This window comes from Sulfitobacter sp. M05 (assembly GCF_029285175.1).
Taxonomy (GTDB): Bacteria; Pseudomonadota; Alphaproteobacteria; order Rhodobacterales; family Rhodobacteraceae; genus Sulfitobacter.
Map to the genome: position 1 here is coordinate 843744 of NZ_JABEDH010000001.1, position 18395 is coordinate 862138.

The following is an 18395-nucleotide window of genomic DNA, read 5'->3' on the forward strand; positions in this document are numbered from 1 at the left end:
CTCCCGCAGTATTTAGAGCCAAAAAGAGAAGAGATCCGGCCTCTTTAGCCTTTGTGAATCCAGCCGCCGCCGAAGATTCGGGTGCTTTCGGGATCATAGAACACACAGGCCTGACCGGGAGAGACACCTTGTTCCGGGGTCAACAGCTCCACTTCGGCAGTGGTGTCGGACAGGGGGCGCAGGATGGCCTCAGTCGGAGGGCGGGTTGAGCGAACTTTGACCGCGATGGGCCATTCCGAGCGGGAAGTCAGGGGCGTATCACCGAGCCAGTTGATTTCGCGCACCGGCACGGTACGGGTTGCCAGCATGGATTTCGGACCGACCACAACCTCTTTGCGGTCCGCATCCAGTTTCACCACATAAAGCGGGTCGGAAAGCCCGCCAATGCCAAGGCCACGGCGTTGGCCGACGGTGTAGTTGATGATGCCGTCGTGGCGGGCCAGGACCGTGCCATTGGTATCGACGATATCGCCGGGATCGGCGGCTTCGGGGCGCAGTTTCAGGATCACGGAGGCGTAATCGCCATCCGGCACAAAGCAGATATCCTGGCTGTCGGGTTTCATCGCCACGCCGAGCCCGTATTTCGCCGCCAGTGCGCGGGTGTCATCCTTTGACGGAAGATGCCCCAGCGGGAAGCGCAGGTAGTCAAGTTGTTCGGGGGTCGTTGAGAACAGGAAATAGCTTTGATCACGGCTGGCATCGGCCGCGCTGTGCAGCTCGGCACCCTTTGCGCCCATCTTGCGTTGGATGTAGTGGCCGGTTGCCATACAATCCGCCTCAAGATCTTTGGCCGTTTCCAGCAGGTCCTTGAATTTCACCCGTTCATTGCAACGGATACAGGGCACAGGTGTCGCACCGCCCAGATAGCTGTCGGCGAATTCATCAATCACCGCATCTTTGAACACGTTTTCATAATCCAGCACGTAATGCGGGAACCCCATATCTTCCGCCACGCGGCGGGCGTCATGGATGTCTATCCCAGCGCAACAGGCCCCTTTTTTCGCCAGCGCGGCCCCGTGGTCATAAAGTTGTAAGGTTACACCAACAACATCATAGCCTTCTTCGGCCAACATGGCGGCAACCACCGAACTGTCGACGCCGCCGGACATGGCCACCACCACCCGCGTTTCAGCGGGAGGTTTGGCAAAGCCCAGGGAATTCAGCGGTGGGGTCTGATCAAGCGGCATCATGGTCTCCGGAAGGTGTTGGTGTGGAATATAGGAAAATCCTAACTACTCACAAGGGGGGGGCTTCATGCGGCGTTAAGGGCGATGGGGGCATGGTCATCTCGTTTCGAATGAATGGATGGTCCTGATGTACCTTAAAAAAGTGGATGGCCCGCGGTCGGTGACCCTCGCGGATGGCAGTGTGATGAGCCAGGCCGATTTGCCAAGCGCCAATACGCGTCGATGGGTTGCGTCGCGTAAAGCGGCAGTGGTGCGCGGGGTTGTCTATGGGTTGTTAAGTCAAGCCGAAGCCCTTGAGCGGTACCAAATCAGCGAGGATGAGTTTTTGGAATGGGTGCGGGCGGTGACCGAGCATGGTGAGGCGGCACTTAAGGCAACATCGCTCCAAAAATATAGACAACTTTAAGTTGTTCGTGTAGTTTGTACACATCGGTAACGGGTGGTTAACCTTTTTTGTTCAGTTTCTTTTCCAATGGCCCATCCAGCTACAAAGATGACCAAACGGAGAATGTCCATGCGTGTACTGCTTGTCGAAGACGATCCCACCACCTCGCGTAGCATCGAATTGATGCTGACCCATGCCAATCTGAACGTCTATGCAACTGACCTTGGCGAGGAAGGGATCGATCTGGCAAAGCTATATGATTACGATCTGATCCTGCTGGACCTGGATTTACCGGATATGAATGGTCACGAGGTACTGCGTCAATTGCGGTTAAGCCGGATAGAAACCCCAATCCTTATCCTGTCGGGATCAGATGACACAGAGAACAAGATCAAGGGGTTCGGTTTCGGTGCGGATGACTATCTGACCAAACCGTTTCACCGAGAAGAGCTTGTTGCGCGCATCCATGCAATTATCCGCCGTTCGAAAGGGCATTCACAGTCTGTTATCCAAACCGGACAGATTGCTGTAAACCTTGATGCCAAGACCGTTGCAGTGGACAATCAAACGGTTCATCTGACCGGTAAAGAATATCAGATGCTTGAGTTGTTATCGTTGCGCAAAGGCACGACACTGACCAAAGAAATGTTTCTCAACCATCTTTATGGCGGCATGGATGAACCTGAACTCAAGATCATTGATGTGTTTATCTGCAAGCTGCGTAAGAAACTGACAACGGCCACCGGCGGTGACAATTATATCGAAACTGTTTGGGGCCGCAGTTATGTGTTGCGCGATCCTGAGCCAGTACAGATGGATTTGGCCGCATCCGCCTAAGTCGATAACACCAGAACACGCTAGACCTGCTTTGCCTGCCGACTTATCTGTTGGGCAATGATGCCAACAAATGAGGCAAGGCGGGGGCCAATGACAGCACAGATTGTTGTAGAGGAATTGACGCAGGAAGAGGCGGCAGGTGAATTGGCGCGTTTGGCTGCGGTATTGGGCCGTGCCAATCAAGCATATCACAGCGCAGATAATCCTGACGTAGATGATGCCACCTACGATGCTCTGAAGCGGCGAAATGCCCAGATCGAGGCACGCTTTCCTGACTTGAAGCGCGAGGACAGCCCGACAGATCAAATCGGTGCCGCGCCGGCTGATGGGTTTTCTAAGGTGACCCACGCGGTGGCTATGTTGTCATTGTCCAATGCGTTTGACGCCGAAGACGTGCGTGAATTTGACAAACGAATCCGTAAATATCTGGGGATAAGTGGTCCGGAGAAACTGGCCTATACTGCTGAACCAAAGATTGACGGATTGTCTTTATCGCTGCGCTATGTGGACGGAGTTTTGGTTCAGGCGGCGACACGTGGTGACGGTGCGGTTGGTGAGAACGTTACAGCCAACGCCAGTACAATCGCCGATATTCCTCAGACACTTGTAGATGCTCCGGCAATCCTTGAGGTGCGCGGCGAAGTTTATATGAGCCATGATGATTTCGAAGCGTTGAACGTGCGGCAAGAAGCCGTTGGCGGAAAACCCTTTGCCAATCCGCGCAATGCCGCTGCCGGTTCTCTACGCCAGCTGGACAGTGCAATCACCAAATCCCGCCCGCTCAGGTTTTTCGCCTATGCATGGGGGGATCATTCCGCGCCCTTGGCTGATTCCCAAGAGGGCGCGATAAAAAGACTGAAAACGTTGGGGTTCGTAACCAACCCGCTGACCGCCCTTTGTCTCGGGCCCAGCCAACTGATTGAGCATTATACCAAAATCGAAGAGCAACGGGCCACCCTAGGCTATGATATTGACGGCGTTGTATACAAGGTGAACGACCTTGCGCTTCAGGACCGTCTGGGGTTCCGATCGACTACGCCGCGTTGGGCGATTGCCCATAAGTTTGCAGCGGAATTGGCCTGGACTTGGTTAACCGCAATCGACATTCAGGTCGGGCGCACTGGTGCCTTGTCGCCCGTGGCCCGGTTGCAACCTGTGACGGTGGGGGGCGTTGTCGTGTCAAATGCGACATTGCACAACGAGGATTACATCAAAGGTCTGGACAGCAAGGGCGGCGAAATTCGCGAAGGTAAAGACATCCGGGTCGGCGATTGGGTGCAGGTTTATCGCGCCGGCGATGTCATCCCTAAGATTGCTGATGTGGATTTGTCCAAACGTCCGATGGATGCCGACCCCTTCGTTTTTCCTGATGTCTGCCCGCAATGCGGGTCAGATGCTATTCGCGAAGCTGGCGATGCCGTTCATCGCTGTATTGGCGGGTTGATTTGCCCTGCGCAAGCGGTTGAAAAGTTGAAACACTTTGTTGCACGCGGCGCATTTGACATCGAAGGGCTTGGCGCGAAGCAGGTGGAACAATTCTACGGCGACGGTTGGATCGCTGAACCCGCTGATATCTTTACCCTTGAGGAAAAATATGGCGCGGGGATCCAACAGCTTAAGAACCGCGAGGGGTGGGGCGAAAAATCAGCCAACAATCTGTTCAAAGCAATTGACGAAAAACGTAAAATACCCTTGAACAGGGTGCTATTCGCGCTTGGTATTCGTCATCTGGGCGAAGCGGCGTCAAAGTTGATTGCGCTGCATTACGCCGACTGGCCGAGCTTTGAAACCGCGATGGACAAGGCGGCACCGCAGGAAGGCCGCGCCTGGGATGATCTGATCGGCGTCGACGGTGTGGGAAGCGTAATGGCCGGATCGCTAGTCAGCACCTTTGCGCAGGATCGTGAGCGCGCGTCGATCAACCGTTTGATTGCGCAGCTAGATGTGCAACCGGTCAAACGGGCCGACACTTCGGGCAGTCCGGTCACCGGAAAGACGGTCGTGTTCACCGGCACCCTAGAGAAAATGACCCGCGCCGAAGCCAAAGCCCGTGCCGAACGTTTAGGGGCCAAAGTGTCCGGTTCAGTCAGTGCCAAAACCGATATTCTGGTCGCCGGGCCCGGTGCCGGCTCCAAAGCCAAAAAGGCGATGGAACTTGGGATCGACACCATGGACGAGGACGGCTGGCTGCGCCTGATTGGCGCGCCATGAGCCAACGCCCCGAACCTCTTTTCCCGCTTTTTGCCGGACTTGAAACACTTGAGGGAATCGGCCCGAAAACGGCACAGAACTTTGCCGGGTTAGGGGTGGAAACCCCTCGTGACCTATTGTTTACATTGCCATATTCAGGGACCGACCGCAGCCTCCGTAAAAGCGTCAAGGATGCGGTCCTGCCGGCAACCCTGACCGTTTCGGTCACCATCGGCACGCACCGGCCGGCGCGCACCAAGGCCGGGGCTTATCGGATTCATGTTGAAGACGCCGAAACGGCTTTTCAATTGGTCTATTTTCACGCTCGCGGTGATTATCTGGCCCGCCAGTTGCCGGAAGGCGCGCGGATGATTGTGTCCGGGCGGGTCGAACTCTTCGACGGGGTGGCCCAAATGGTGCATCCGGATTTCGCCGTGCCGGAAACCGATGGCGATGCGATTCCACCTTTCGAACCGGTCTATCCCTTAACGCATGGGGTGACCCAAAAGCTGATGTACAAGGCGACGCGGGGCGCTTTGGCGCGCTTGCCGAAAATGGCAGAGTGGGTTGATTTAGAACAGAAAAAAAAGGCTGATTGGCCCGATTTTGACGCTGCTGTGCGGATGGCGCATGATCCGCAATCGCTTACAGATTTATCAGCAACCGCGCGCCCCCGCGAGCGGTTGGCCTATGACGAACTTTTCGCCCATCAGATTACGCTGGCGCTGGCCCGCCAGAACGAACGGCGAAAAATGGGGCGGATTACGAAGGGCGATCAGCGGTTACAAGCGCGGGTCCTAGAATCGCTTCCGTACACCCCGACGGAGGCGCAAACACGTGCGATTTCGGAAATTTCTGCGGATATGGCGCAGCCCCAGCGGATGAACCGCTTGCTGCAAGGGGATGTTGGCGCAGGCAAAACATTGGTTGCATTTATGGCCCTGCTCGCCGCTGTCGAGGCCGGCGGGCAGGGGGTGTTGATGGCCCCCACAGAAATACTTGCGCGCCAACATCTACAGGGCCTGCGCCCTTTGGCCGAAGAGGCTGGTGTCGTGCTTGAGATACTGACTGGGCGGGACAAGGCCAGTGACCGAAAGGCCAAACTGTCCGCTTTGGCCGCTGGCAACATACAGATTCTGGTGGGCACACATGCTGTGTTTCAGGCGGACGTCGTGTTTTCTGACCTGCGGCTTGCGGTTGTCGATGAACAACATCGGTTCGGGGTGCGCCAGCGGTTGGAATTGGGCCGCAAGGGGGACCGCGCGGATGTCTTGGTTATGACTGCAACGCCAATCCCGCGCTCTCTGGCCCTTGCGCAATACGGCGACATGGATGTTTCAGTACTCGATCAAAAACCGCCAGGACGACAACCCATAACGACGGCATTGATCAGCACAGAAAAGCTGGCGCAGGTCGTGCAGCGCCTGCGCGTTGCGGTCTCCGAGGGTCGACAGTGCTATTGGGTGTGCCCCTTGGTCGAGGAAAGCGAGGTCAGTGATCTGATTGCCGCAGAGGAACGTTTCAAACGGTTGTGCGCCGAACTTGGCGAGGGTGTCGTCGGTCTGGTGCATGGTCAGATGCCCGTCGCTGAAAAGGATGCCGCGATGCGGGCTTTTCAAAAGGGTGAAACGCAGGTTCTGGTGGCGACAACGGTGATCGAAGTGGGCGTCGACGTACCAAACGCCACAATTATTGTGATCGAGCGTGCTGAAACCTTTGGTCTGGCACAGTTGCATCAGCTGCGGGGCCGGGTCGGACGGGGCAAGGGCGCTTCGACTTGCTTGCTCATGTATCAGGCCCCGTTGACAGAAACCGGACGGCAACGGCTTGAGGTGCTGCGTCAAACCGAAGACGGGTTTGTCATCGCCGAAACCGATCTGAAGATGCGCGGCACGGGTGATTTGATCGGCACCGCACAGTCCGGTGTCCCGCGGTTCAAGGTGGCAGACCTTGAACGGCAGGCGGGCTTGATGGCTGTGGCCCAATCGGATGCGCGCAAATTGCTGTCCGACGATCCCGAATTGACCACCGAACGGGGAAAGGCCGCACGTATGCTGCTTTGGCTGATGCGCCAGGACGAGGCGATCCGTTTGATTTCAGTAGGTTAACCTCCAGGTGTTCACTTTGTTCGCAAATGTTCTCAAAAAGTTCTTTACATGCGGTAGAAGAAATGAGAACAAATAGGCAACAGATACGGAGGTTCAGATGACAACGTTAAAAACGCTAAAATCCATCGCTACACGGTCACAAGACACGATTGTACAGGATGCGGTTGGTGCGGCAGCCCTTGTTGTGATGCTTGTTGTCGGTCTTTACCTGCCTGTATTTGTTTGATTTCTGCCTGCGATCTTATGCCGTTTTACCCCTTTGCATCCGTCCCAAATTGATGCTGCCGATTGGAACTGCCTGTCCGTAACCGGCGTGGGGTTCATTCCCCAAGGCTAAACCGGGTCCCCGTAAGAAACGCTTTCCTCACGCCGCCATCCTTTTGGATGTGCGGCGTTTTTTTAGGTCAAACAGGTGAAAAGGCCGCGCGGGATCGTGGATCAGTCTTGAGGCTGCCTCGCTTGATCCATCGCTTCGGCCAAGGCTTCCATGCTCAACATGATCGAAGCATGGCGATTTTTGAACTCGACCGCAGGGGACAGTACCTCGAATCCCCCAAAAGGCGCATCAGGAACCGGCCCGCCGTCCTTCAACATGGCCAAAAGCTGGTCACGGCCCTTGGTTACCTGCGCAAATGACGCGCCGATTGCACTGCCGCCGGCAATCGCAGCGGCAGCCTGTCCCAAAGCACAGGCTTTGACGTCCTGCCCCAGATCGGCCAACTGCCCACCCCTTACCCGAACGTCCACAGTCACCGCAGATCCGCAAAGCGGTGAACGTCGTTTGACCGTGGCATCGGGGGACTCAAGCCGCCCCAAATGCGGGATGTCCGCCGCCAGCGCCAAAATGCGCCCCGAATAAAGTTTGATCAGATCGGTATCGCCAGACATGCCTGTTTCCTTCGCCGCCTATTGCCTACATAACCCTCCCGTCCGCAGATGCAAATTCCCGAAAGGTGCCAGCCATGCCATTTAATCCCGCTGAACTGACTTTTAATGACGCTGGTCTGATTCCGGCCATCGCGCAAGACGCGGAAAGCCGAGAAGTGCTGATGCTCGCGTGGATGAACGCCGAGAGCATTGAGCGCACGCTTGAAACTGGCCGCGTCACCTATTGGAGCCGGTCACGTCAATCGTTCTGGATCAAGGGAGAGACCAGCGGCCATACTCAGGAATTGGTGGAGTTTCGTTTTGACTGTGATCAAGATTGCCTGTTGGTACTGGTGAACCAGATCGGCGCGGCCTGCCACACCGGACGTCGGCACTGTTTTTACCGCGCCGTAAAGGACGGTGAAACTGTGGAGATTCTGACGCTGGATTGAGTTAAGGTTATGGATTAATTTAACCCCTTAAGGCATTAAATTTGAATGTAATTCTTGAGGCGAATACCCATCTTTTCGAAAGAGGGATATGGCCCGCGCATCATCGCGTTTTGCCAATCTCTTGCCGGTGTCGTCCCTGACGAGCCTGTGATGGTGATAGGTCGGTACTGGCAGGTCCAGCAGGTTTTGCAAGACAACATGGATTTTTGTCACCTCAAACAGATCAGCGCCCCGAACGACATGGCTGATTTCTTGGGCAGCATCATCCAGCACCACGGCGAGATGATAAGATGTTCCCATGTCACGGCGCGCCAAAACGATATCACCAATATGGGTGATCACGTCCCGCGCGGTGAAAGTGATGAGGCCGGTTTCGCCCAGCGGGCCGGCACCGGTTTCAAGGAATTGAAATTGTTGATCTGGGTCCTGCACTGCGGCCCGGATATTGAGGCGCAAGGCGACCTTATCCATTGGGCGCGCGGTGTTTTGGGCGGGCGCAGACGGGCGGCATGTTCCGGGATAGATCACCCCGTCAGGGCCATGGGTGGGCACACCTTCCTGCGGGGCGGACAGCGCGGCTTTCATATCTGCGCGGGTGCAGGTGCAGGGATAAATCACGCCTTGCCTCCACAACTTGTTCAGCGTCGCGCTGTAAACCCGTAACCTTTCGCACTGGCGCATCACGGGTTGGGGCCAGCGCAACCCAAGCCACGCCAGATCGTCATAAATCTGCGCCTCCCAAGCGGGCCGCGCACGGCTTTGGTCAATGTCTTCGATCCGCAGCAGAAACTCGCCACCCTGCGCCACGGCCATATCATAGGCCAACTTTGCGGAATAGGCATGGCCCAGATGCAGGGGCCCGGTTGGAGACGGGGCAAAACGGGTTCTAAAAGTCACGCTTTTTCAAGGATATATACGATTGACTGCATGTTCATGGCTGGCAGGTGTGGGCCCTGTTCGCGCAACAGCAAACGCGCGGCACCACAATCGGTCCATTCGTTGACCCGTGCCTCATGCACCGGATCCTCCAGCGTGTGATCATTAAAGGAAAAAACCAACCGCCCGTCGCGTGGCAACGCGTTCATCAGCATATCCAGCACCGAAATTGGCGCGGCACCGGCACCAATGACACCGACCGCGGCGATATTCTGGTATTTTCCGGCCTCTATGGATGTAGCAGTCTCAACCTGCCGCGTTTCGCGATAGATGTTTTTCCTGTCGGCCTGCGCCAGCATTTCCTTTGATAAATCAACGCCATCAATTGCTGTGAAGCCCGCAAGTTTCAACGCCAGACCGGCCAATCCGGTGCCGCAACCAAAGTCCAGCAGCGGCGCGTCCAAGTCCTGGGTCACGCTGGCCAGGGCCGCCGCGCAGCGCCCCGGTGTGGCATAGCCATTCTCGCCAACTTCGGCCTCATAGCTCTTGGCCCAGGCATCATAGATTTCGCGGGTCTCGTCCTCGCCGTTGACGTTATAGACCTTGGTCAGAAAAGTTTCCGTCATCCTAAGAGTTTAGGCGGGCGATTTAGCGCTGTCCAGCCATGCTTGCCAATCGACTTTGGCACGATCCGTATAGGCTTTGTAGCGGTCCTTGCGACCCCGTCGTCCCGATTTCAAACCCTCGACTGGCGGGAATAGACCAAAATTCACGTTCATCGGCTGGAAAGTTTTGGCGTCAGCGCCACCGGTAATATGGGTGATCAAGGCCCCCATCGCCGTGGTGTTTGGCGGGGTCGGGGCGGTGCCGCCCAGCAGTTCTGCGGCGGCCATCCGTCCGGCAAGCAGCCCCATGGCGGCACTTTCGACATAACCTTCGACGCCGGTGATCTGTCCGGCAAAGCGGATATTTGGGCGAGAGCGCAGGCGCATCTGGTCATCCAGCAAGGTTGGAGAGTTGATAAATGAGTTGCGATGGATGCCACCAAGCCGTGCAAAGGAGGCATCCTCAAGGCCGGGAATCATTTTAAAAACATCCGTTTGCGCGCCGTACTTCATCTTGGTTTGAAAACCGACCATATTGTAAAGCGTGCCCAGTTTGTTGTCGCGGCGCAGCTGTACCACCGCATGGGCTTTGACGTCGGGTTGATGAGGGTTGGTCAAGCCAACCGGTTTCATCGGACCGAACCGCAGGGTTTCGCGACCCCGCTCTGCCATCACCTCGATCGGCAGGCACCCGTCGAAATACCCCGCAGTTTCGCCTTCGCGAAATTCGGTTTTATCCGCAGCTAACAGCGCGTCAATAAAGGCCTCGTATTGGTCCTTCGACATCGGGCAGTTGAGATAGGCTGTGCGCTCTTCTTCGGTCTCGCCCTTGTCATAGCGCGACTGCATCCAAGCGGCGTCCATGTTGATGCTGTCGAAATAGATGATGGGCGCGATGGCATCGAAAAAAGCCAATGCCTCGGCACCGGTTTCAGCCGCAATCGCTTGGGCCAATGCGCCAGAGGTCAGCGGGCCGGTTGCGATGATCCACTGGCCCTTGCTCGGCAGCTCGGTGATCTCGCCATATTCTACGGTCACATTCGGATGGGCCATGAGGGCGTCGGTGACCGATTGGGCAAAAGGGTCGCGGTCCACCGCCAGCGCGCCACCGGCAGGCAGTTTGTGTTTGTCCGCGGTTGCCATGATCAACCCGTTTGCTGCCCGCATTTCCCAGTGCAGCAAGCCCACGGCGTTCTGTTCTGAATCATCCGAGCGGAAGGAATTGGAACACACCATTTCCCCCAACAACCCCGTCTGATGGGCAAATGTGCCGACATCGGGGCGCATTTCATGGATGACAACTTGGACGCCAGCATTTGCTGCCTGCCATGCGGCCTCTGATCCGGCCATGCCGCCGCCGATGATGTGTAAGGTGTCCATGTCAGCCCTTTGCGGTTTTTTGAGGTTGATCCGTTTATCCGTTATGATCGGCCACAAGAGGGCGCGTTTTGCAGGACAAAGCGATCGAAAGGTGTTTGTTGGGATTTAGGGCAGCCACCGCACGGGCGCAATGGGCCGTATAGACATCAGTTCGGGAAAGGGGGCTGATTTGGGGTCGCCGCTGCAGGGATGGTCGATCAGTGAGAGGCTGATCTGGAGGGACCTTCTGCTTGGCGGCGACCCAAAATAGTCAGGCGCATCTGCGCTCTGTCACAAACATGCCCCAATTGTGCCCTAATTGATAGCCCTGATTTTGCAACAATTGCGGACAGTTCTGGAAACAATCACTGATCCCAGTCTGGATCCCGCTTTTCAAGGAAAGCATTGATGCCTTCAGCGGTGTCATCGCGCAGCACATTTTCCACCATGACATCACCGGTATAGGCATAGGCATCCGCAGGGGTCATGCTCATCTGGTTGTAAAACGCGCTTTTGCCAATCTTTACCGCGGCGCCCAGTTTGGAGGCGACCAGATCTGCCAGCTGGGCGGTTTCTTTGGCAAGGTCTTCTGGCGCGCAAGTGCGGTTGATCAACCCCAGTGTTTCGGCGCGCTCTGCGGTGATAAAACCGCCAGTCGTCAGCATTTCGAACGCCTGTTTGCGGGGGATGTTGCGCGACAGGGCGACCATGGGAGTGGAACAGAACAGACCGATGTTTACACCATTTACGCCAAACCTTGTGCCCGTAGCCGCCACGGCCATATCGCAAGTCGCCACCAACTGGCATCCGGCGGCAGTGGCAATGCCATGCACTTGGGCGATCACCGGCTGTGGCATGGACTGTATCCGCGCCATCACACGGGCGCAGCGGTCAAACAGGTCTTTGAACGCCGCCGCGCCGTCATCTGGTGCCTGACGCATCGCGGTCATCTGGCGCAGATCATGGCCTGCACAAAAGGCCTTGCCGCTGCCGGCCAGTGTAATCACCCGCACCTTGGGATCAGTTGCTAGCTGATCCAGCCTTGTCTGGAGCGCATCCAGCATTTCGTCTGACAGGGCATTCAGCCGTTCAGGCGCGTTCATTGTCAGTTCGGCAACGGGTCCACGTTGCGTCATTTGCAGAATTGCCATCTTGTCACCCCTGTTTTTTCTGCGCCAACTCTAGGGGGAAACATGGGAGGAGAACAAGCATGGCCGCAGTGATGACAGTACAGCAATTGAACGATTTTCTGGGACAGGTCTTTGAGCAGGTCGCGGATGATTTCTGTGTTGACGAGGTTGAGGGCGACACGGTGACAATGCGCTTGCTGACGTCAGACAAGCATTTGCGCCCCGGCGGTACAATTTCAGGGCCGTCCATGTTCGGTCTGGCGGATGTTGCGGCTTATGTGGTGACCCTGGCCCATATTGGCCCCAAGGCGCTGGCCGTGACCACAAACTGCTCGATTGATTTCATGCGCAAGCCCGAAGCCGGCGTGCCGCTAATTGCCAAGGCGCGGCTGTTGAAGCTGGGCAAACAGTTGTCAGTGACAGATGTTTTGCTGTTTTCCGAAGGTTTGGATGCGCCGGTTGCGCGGGCCAGTCTTACCTACGCGATTCCACCCAAATCAATGGGTTAGGAGTGATTTGCACGGTAAGCATATTATTTAAATACGAAAAATGGGCCGGAAAGCTCCGGCCCAGTTGGAAGAGGTCTGGCGAATGCCACGGGGATGCTACACCCGCCAGAACACGCGGTGATGCTCTTTGCGAGCCTCAGCCGGCGTTAGTCCCACATCGCTCAACTGCCACGGCTCAAGCTGCGAAAGTGCGAGGCGGGTGCGGCGGCGCGTGGCCCATTTCGTCACCAGAACAGCGAAACGGACCGCAAGCTCTGCCGCGACGGGCGTGGCCTGCTGTGAGAAAATGCCTGTGGCATCGGTCGGTATCGGTTTGGTGAGTGTCATGGGAAAACTCCTTAGTCGAATTGTATTGACACAATATGGTTGATTGCTACAATTCAACGATACGAATATTGATACAAAGCTGCTAGGGAAATATTGTAATGGGTACAATTTGGGCCAAAGAGATGCTACGCGAGTCCAAACCCAAGTACAAAGCTGTTGTTGCGATGATCCGTGACCAGATCGCAGCCGGCGGACTGAGTGTTGGTGAAAAACTGCCGCCGGTCCGCGAGCTGGCCTGGCAATTGCAGATCACGCCGGGCACGGTCGCGCGGGCCTATACCGTGTTGACCGACAGCGGTGTGCTACATGCGGAAGTCGGGCGGGGGACCTTTGTCAGTGATCCCGCAACCACCATCGATAAGGAAGCCGGTGAGCTGCCGTTGAACCTGATCGAGATCGACACGGTTCACCACAATTCCACTGGTGATTTCAATTCAGTAAATCTGTTTTCGCCCCATCTGCCCAACGGGGGGCAGGCCCGGCTGATCCGCCAGTTATTGACAGAAGTTGCACAAGACCCGCCATCGGGGATGATGCATTATCCGTCGCGGCGCAGTGCGCGACCCGCCCGCGAGGCAATGGCTTGCTGGCTACATGGTGCCCCGATCGGCCAGATTGATCCTGACGATATCGTACTGTCCCACGGCGGGCAAAATGCAATCCTGCTGGTGTTTCAAACGGTTTTACGGGGCCGGCGGCCGGTCGTTTTTGTGGAGGAGCTGGCTTACCCCGGGTTTCGCCGTGCCGCTGAATTGATGCGTGCAGATGTTGTACCAATCAATTGCGATAAGGATGGGATTATCCCTGCGGCCCTTGCAGAAGCCGCCGAACGTCATCCTGAGGCGCAGGTGCTTTGTACCTCGCCGGAGGTCCACAGCCCGACCTGCGGGTTTACACCAATGGCGCGCAGGCTGGCCTTGGTCGATGTGGCGCGCAAGGCAGACCTGCAAATTCTGGAAGATGACTGTTATCGGATGGGGCGGGCCGAAGGTGAGGGGTATCGCCAGCTTGCGCCAGAGCGGGGGTGGTATGTCAGTTCCCTGTCCAAATCTGTCACGCCGGCCTTGCGGATCGGCTGTGCAATTGGGCCCAGAGGCATGTCTGCCGCATTGCACAGATCCGCCGAACACGGGTTTTTCGGATTGGCGACACCGATGCTTGATCTGACCGCCGCCTTGTTAGGCCATCCAGACCTGCCCCAGATCATGGAGGCCTCGCGGTTGGGCGTAGAGAAATACGTCAAGATTGCGGTGAACACATTGGGTGGTTTCGATCTGCGCTGGCGAAATGATGTGCCGTTCCTGTGGTTGCAACTGCCGCAGGGGTGGCGGGCCTCGGCCTTTTGTCTGGCGGCGGAAAAGGAAGGTGTGCAGATCAGGGCCGCTGAAGAATTTGCAGGCCGCGACGCGCAAAGCCCCCATGCGGTGCGCATGGCCGTAAACGGGGGCGTATCGCTGCGCAGTTTTGAGGCCGCGATGGAGCGTTTGCGCCGGTTGCTGGACAATCCGCCGGAAGAAATCGGAGTCTAGGTGTGAAGCGGGCAGTAAAATCACCCCATACACTGGGGTATCATTATACCTATTTTACAAGCTGTTGATTTAAAACATTTAAATCCTTCATGCGCGACTTGACCACGTCAATTCCGGCTATATAACCCGTCCATCACTACTGCGCAGGGGGCTCTTGCCGTTTGCCACTAATCTTTTAGGAATCTCCGATGAAAACCTTCTCAGCAACACCGGCTGACATTGACAAGAAATGGATCATCATTGACGCCGAAGGCGTCGTGCTTGGCCGTCTTGCGTCAATTGTTGCCATGCGCCTGCGCGGCAAACACAAGCCTTCTTTCACGCCTCACATGGATTGTGGTGACAATGTCATCATCATCAATGCTGAAAAAGTCCAGATGACCGGCAAAAAGCGGGATGAAAAATTCTACTGGCACACCGGCCACCCGGGCGGGATCAAAGAGCGCACCAAAGCGCAGATCCTCGAAGGCGCACACCCTGAGCGCGTTGTGACCCTTGCGGTCAAACGTATGTTGCCCGGCAACCGCCTGAGCCGTCAGATCATGACCAACCTGCGCGTTTATGCAGGGACCGAACATGGTCATGAGGCGCAAAACCCCGAAGTTCTGGACGTTAAAGCCATGAACCCCAAAAACACGCGGAGTGCATGAACATGGCCGACGAAATCAACACACTCGAAGACCTCGCACAGGTTGCCGGCGTAGAAGCGACACCTGAAGTCGAAGTGATTGCACGCGAACCTGTTCGCGATGAATTGGGCCGGTCTTATGCAACCGGCAAACGTAAAGATGCGGTTGCCCGCGTCTGGATCAAACCCGGTTCCGGCAAAGTTGTCGTAAACGGTAAGCCACAGAACGAGTATTTTGCACGTCCTGTTTTGCAAATGATCCTTGCTCAACCTTTCAGCATCACCGGCACAGAAGGTCAGTTTGACGTTTATGCAACGGTAAAGGGCGGCGGTTTGTCCGGTCAGGCCGGCGCGGTTAAGCACGGTGTTTCCAAAGCGTTGCAGCTTTATGATCCCGCTCTGCGCGGTGCCTTGAAAGCGGCCGGCTTCCTGACACGCGACAGCCGTGTTGTGGAACGTAAGAAATACGGTAAAGCGAAAGCGCGTAAGAGCTTCCAGTTCTCAAAGCGTTAAGATTTACAACATTTTTGGAAAGGGCCGTGCCAGTGGGTGCGGCCCTTTTTGTTTGTCTAGGCGGTCATGCGCGGCTGCCGGGGGCCAGCCCCCGGACCCCCGGAGTTTATCGGCAAGATGAATAATAGTTCATCCAAGGGGTTTTGGTTTGTTTGCTCCGTGCATAGATTTGCAGAAAGCTGTTGCGCCCGATCTTAACCATGGACCACCAATCCATTGCCATGCTTCGCGTTCGCGCGACATTGGGGATGCGAGAAACCTCAGGTTACAGGCCGGACGCCTGAAAGGGTGAAATTATGCGGTATTCTGTTCTTGATCTGGCACCGGTGCCAGAGGGTGTTGAGGTTGCACAGGCCTTGAAAAACACGACCGATTTGGCCCAACATTGCGAGGCCTTGGGGTATCATCGGTTTTGGCTGGCCGAACATCACAACATGCCGGGTATCGCCAGTGCGGCGACCGCCGTGTTGATAGCCCATGTCGCGGCCCATACAAAATCCATCCGTGTGGGGGCCGGCGGGGTGATGCTGCCCAATCATGCGCCTTTGGCAATCGCCGAACAGTTTGGAACTTTGGCCGCCCTGCACGGCGACCGCATTGATCTGGGTCTTGGGCGGGCACCGGGGGGCGATCAGGCGGTGTATCAGGCTCTACGCCGTGCTGGCAGTGATGATTTTCCTGGTGATGTGGCAGAATTGATCGCCTATCTGGGCGCACCGCGTGAGGGCGTACAGGTGCGTGCGTTGCCGGGCGAGGGCAGTCATGTACCCGTCTGGATCCTTGGTTCTTCGCTATATGGCGCGCAGCTGGCGGCGCATTTCGGCCTGCCATACGCCTTTGCTTCGCATTTTGCGCCGGACGCGTTGGAGCAGGCAACACAGGTTTATCGCCAGACCTTCCGCCCCTCGGCGCACCTGGAGAAACCGCATTTCATGTTGGCCGCGAATGTTTTTGCAGCGCAAAGCGACGCTGAAGGGGCCTATCTGCGGACCTCCATGCAGCAGGCTTTTGCGCGGATGCGCACCGGAACCAGAGGCAAGCTGCCGGCACCGGTTGATGATCTGGATGCGGTGATCGGTAAGGGTGTGCGCCGGTCGGTTGATCAGATGATGCGTGTCTCTGCCACCGGCAGTGCCGTGAAAGTGCGCGCGGAACTGCAAGAAGTAATCAATTTGTATCAACCGGATGAAGTGATTTTGACCAGCCAGATTCATGACCATGATGCGCGCAAGGCTTCTTTGAAGATTGCAGCAGAGGTGATGCAGTCTCTGGAATCTGTGCCTGCCTAGAGAGCCCGACCTTAAACATGAAACGCGTGTGTGCAGCCTCTTCCTTTGGTCGAACGCGAAAAGCGATAGACGATGGCTCAGGTAAAAGGCGGGACGCTTTAGAGCGTGCTAGTCGTCCGGTTGGACCAGCCCCAGACCGCGCAAATAAATGCCGATGCCGGTTTCCAGCAGGTCTTCGGGCGGGAAGGGCGAAGCGCGCCCCGGCGAATTGCGTGCAAAAAGTTCGACCACCCCGTGGCTCATCGCCCAGATATGCGCAGAAAACATCGAGGCCGGCGGGCGTTTGTCCTCTGGGATATGCTGGCTTAGGTCGGTGGCGGCTTTTTCCAACACCGCATTGGCGCGGTTTGCGACCTGTGACAATTCTGGCGAGCGGTTGATTGATATGCCGCTTTCGAACATCGCAATGTAATGGCCCGGGTATTTACGCGCAAAAGCGAGATAGGCACGTCCCGTGGCTTCGAACGCCTTGAGCGCTGAGGGTTGGCCGGACTGATAGGCGTAATCCATCAAATCCGCAAAAATTGCATAGCCTTGTTCCGCGGCCTCGGCAATCAAGGCCTCGCGTCCGTCGAAATGACGATAGACAGCGGCAGGGGTGACGCCGGCCTGCTTTGCCGCTTCGGACAGTGTAAACCCCATCGGGCCACGCACCTCGATCAATTGAAGCGCGGCATCGACCAAGGCCTGACGCAGATTGCCGTGATGATAGCCCTTTTTAGGCATCCCAAATGTCCGGTCTGCCACAAACGCCGGTGTCTATCTGACCAATGGCTTTTTCGTCTTTTCTTGTATAATCAAAGGCATGCAGCACTGTGCGGATCGCATTCAGCCGCGCACGGCGTTTGTCATCAGACCGCACAATGGTCCACGGCGCATGGTCGCTGTGACTGCGGTTCAGGGTTTCCTGAATGGCATCGGAATAGGCATCCCATTTGGCGAGCCCTTTGACGTCAATGGTGCTGAGCTTCCATTGTTTTAACGGATCGCTTTCCCGTGCCAGCATACGGCGCAATTGTTCGGCCCGGCCGACGTTCAGCCAGAACTTGAAAACGTGAATGCCATCCTCGACCAGCATCTTTTCAAACGGGCTGACTTGAGAAAAGAAATGTTCGCGTTGCGCCGGAGTGCAAAAGCCGAAAACATGTTCGACAACGCCACGGTTGTACCATGACCGGTCAAAGAAAACGAGTTCTCCGGCAGAGGGCAAGTGATTGGAGTAACGCTGAAAATACCATTCTGATTGTTCGGTTTCTGTCGGTTTGGATAGGGCAACCACATGAGCGGAGCGCGGGTTCAGGTTGCCACGAAAACGGCTGATCGTGCCACCTTTGCCAGCTGCATCCCGACCTTCGAAGACACAGGCGATACGCGTACCGCTGTCCTGCGCCCATGCCTGAAGTTTCACCAGTTCGATCTGGAGTTTCGCCATTTCGCGCTCATACACCTTGCGCGCCATACGGTCGGAATGCGGATAGCTGGCTGCCAGAATATCGCCTTTGTCGGCGCGTTTGATGGCGGCGCGAATATCGTCCGGTGCGTCGGTGTCAAAATAGGCGCTGATTGCGCCGTCAAAGGGCAGGTCCATGGGGCCTCCTGAATAG

General features: G+C 56.4%; 20 protein-coding genes. 11 read left to right on the top strand and 9 right to left on the bottom strand.

The features are described 5' to 3' along the window. Positions 1-44 precede the first annotated feature (44 nt). On the bottom strand, positions 45-1187 hold the full coding sequence (mnmA, locus tag HKX44_RS04245; protein WP_276150797.1) for a tRNA 2-thiouridine(34) synthase MnmA: 1143 nt from the start codon (positions 1185-1187) through the stop codon (positions 45-47). 127 nt (positions 1188-1314) lie between these two features. Between mnmA and HKX44_RS04250 the strand changes: the two genes are divergently transcribed. The 5 genes from HKX44_RS04250 to HKX44_RS04270 all read left to right on the top strand — a co-directional run bounded on the left by HKX44_RS04250 (position 1315) and on the right by HKX44_RS04270 (position 6933). After that, positions 1315-1593, top strand: a complete 279-nt coding sequence (locus HKX44_RS04250) for a DUF1153 domain-containing protein (protein WP_276150051.1) — start codon at positions 1315-1317, stop codon at positions 1591-1593. A 108-nt stretch (positions 1594-1701) separates the two neighbouring features. After that, complete coding sequence (locus HKX44_RS04255) at positions 1702-2409, top strand: response regulator transcription factor (protein WP_276150052.1); 708 nt, start codon at positions 1702-1704, stop codon at positions 2407-2409. A 90-nt stretch (positions 2410-2499) separates the two neighbouring features. Beyond that, on the top strand, positions 2500-4620 hold the full coding sequence (ligA, locus tag HKX44_RS04260; protein ID WP_276150053.1) for an NAD-dependent DNA ligase LigA: 2121 nt from the start codon (positions 2500-2502) through the stop codon (positions 4618-4620). Further along, complete coding sequence (gene recG / locus HKX44_RS04265; RefSeq protein WP_276150054.1) at positions 4617-6707, top strand: ATP-dependent DNA helicase RecG; 2091 nt, start codon at positions 4617-4619, stop codon at positions 6705-6707. Before ligA ends, recG begins: the two co-directional genes overlap by 4 nt. A gap of 97 nt (positions 6708-6804) precedes the next feature. Then, positions 6805-6933: a hypothetical protein gene (locus HKX44_RS04270; protein ID WP_276150055.1), complete on the top strand. Its 129-nt coding sequence runs from the start codon at positions 6805-6807 to the stop codon at positions 6931-6933. Between the two features lie 212 nt (positions 6934-7145). On the opposite strand, the gene HKX44_RS04275 is transcribed toward HKX44_RS04270, so the two are convergent. Next, a complete protein-coding gene (locus HKX44_RS04275; protein WP_276150056.1) occupies positions 7146-7595 on the bottom strand; it encodes an iron-sulfur cluster assembly scaffold protein in 450 nt (149 codons plus the stop codon). 74 nt (positions 7596-7669) lie between these two features. Between HKX44_RS04275 and hisI the strand changes: the two genes are divergently transcribed. Continuing rightward, positions 7670-8026, top strand: coding sequence for a phosphoribosyl-AMP cyclohydrolase (hisI, locus tag HKX44_RS04280; RefSeq protein ID WP_276150057.1), 357 nt, complete (start codon positions 7670-7672; stop codon positions 8024-8026). Positions 8027-8053: 27 nt separating this feature from the next. On the opposite strand, the gene gluQRS is transcribed toward hisI, so the two are convergent. The 4 genes from gluQRS to HKX44_RS04300 all read right to left on the bottom strand — a co-directional run bounded on the left by gluQRS (position 8054) and on the right by HKX44_RS04300 (position 12017). After that, positions 8054-8923 (bottom strand): tRNA glutamyl-Q(34) synthetase GluQRS, encoded by an 870-nt coding sequence (gluQRS, locus tag HKX44_RS04285; protein ID WP_276150058.1) that lies wholly within the window; start codon positions 8921-8923, stop codon positions 8054-8056. Beyond that, entirely contained in the window at positions 8920-9528 is a 609-nt protein-coding gene (locus HKX44_RS04290; protein ID WP_276150059.1) for a methyltransferase domain-containing protein, read from the bottom strand. The genes gluQRS and HKX44_RS04290 overlap by 4 nt, the downstream gene beginning before the upstream one ends. A gap of 9 nt (positions 9529-9537) precedes the next feature. Further along, the gene (gene trmFO, locus HKX44_RS04295; RefSeq protein WP_276150060.1) at positions 9538-10887 is read right to left on the bottom strand and encodes a methylenetetrahydrofolate--tRNA-(uracil(54)-C(5))-methyltransferase (FADH(2)-oxidizing) TrmFO; all 1350 of its coding nucleotides are present in this window, start codon (positions 10885-10887) and stop codon (positions 9538-9540) included. 344 nt (positions 10888-11231) lie between these two features. Next, entirely contained in the window at positions 11232-12017 is a 786-nt protein-coding gene (locus HKX44_RS04300; RefSeq protein ID WP_276150061.1) for an enoyl-CoA hydratase, read from the bottom strand. A gap of 59 nt (positions 12018-12076) precedes the next feature. Between HKX44_RS04300 and HKX44_RS04305 the strand changes: the two genes are divergently transcribed. Next, positions 12077-12505: a PaaI family thioesterase gene (locus HKX44_RS04305; protein WP_276150062.1), complete on the top strand. Its 429-nt coding sequence runs from the start codon at positions 12077-12079 to the stop codon at positions 12503-12505. A 96-nt stretch (positions 12506-12601) separates the two neighbouring features. On the opposite strand, the gene HKX44_RS04310 is transcribed toward HKX44_RS04305, so the two are convergent. Then, entirely contained in the window at positions 12602-12832 is a 231-nt protein-coding gene (locus tag HKX44_RS04310; protein ID WP_276150063.1) for a DUF1127 domain-containing protein, read from the bottom strand. A 98-nt stretch (positions 12833-12930) separates the two neighbouring features. On the opposite strand from HKX44_RS04310, the gene HKX44_RS04315 reads away from it, so the two are divergent. The 4 genes from HKX44_RS04315 to HKX44_RS04330 all read left to right on the top strand — a co-directional run bounded on the left by HKX44_RS04315 (position 12931) and on the right by HKX44_RS04330 (position 16791). Continuing rightward, positions 12931-14361, top strand: coding sequence for a PLP-dependent aminotransferase family protein (locus HKX44_RS04315; RefSeq protein WP_276150064.1), 1431 nt, complete (start codon positions 12931-12933; stop codon positions 14359-14361). Positions 14362-14549: 188 nt separating this feature from the next. Then, positions 14550-15011, top strand: a complete 462-nt coding sequence (rplM, locus tag HKX44_RS04320) for a 50S ribosomal protein L13 (protein ID WP_025044640.1) — start codon at positions 14550-14552, stop codon at positions 15009-15011. Between the two features lie 2 nt (positions 15012-15013). After that, positions 15014-15502 (top strand): 30S ribosomal protein S9, encoded by a 489-nt coding sequence (gene rpsI / locus HKX44_RS04325; protein WP_276150065.1) that lies wholly within the window; start codon positions 15014-15016, stop codon positions 15500-15502. A 296-nt stretch (positions 15503-15798) separates the two neighbouring features. Then, entirely contained in the window at positions 15799-16791 is a 993-nt protein-coding gene (locus tag HKX44_RS04330) for an LLM class flavin-dependent oxidoreductase (RefSeq protein ID WP_276150066.1), read from the top strand. 108 nt (positions 16792-16899) lie between these two features. Here HKX44_RS04330 and HKX44_RS04335 read toward each other — a convergent pair whose 3' ends face one another. Together HKX44_RS04335 and ppk2 are read right to left on the bottom strand one after the other, a co-directional pair. Further along, positions 16900-17517, bottom strand: a complete 618-nt coding sequence (locus tag HKX44_RS04335) for a TetR/AcrR family transcriptional regulator (RefSeq protein WP_276150067.1) — start codon at positions 17515-17517, stop codon at positions 16900-16902. Next, entirely contained in the window at positions 17510-18379 is an 870-nt protein-coding gene (gene ppk2, locus HKX44_RS04340) for a polyphosphate kinase 2 (protein WP_276150068.1), read from the bottom strand. The genes HKX44_RS04335 and ppk2 overlap by 8 nt, the downstream gene beginning before the upstream one ends. Positions 18380-18395 lie beyond the last annotated feature (16 nt).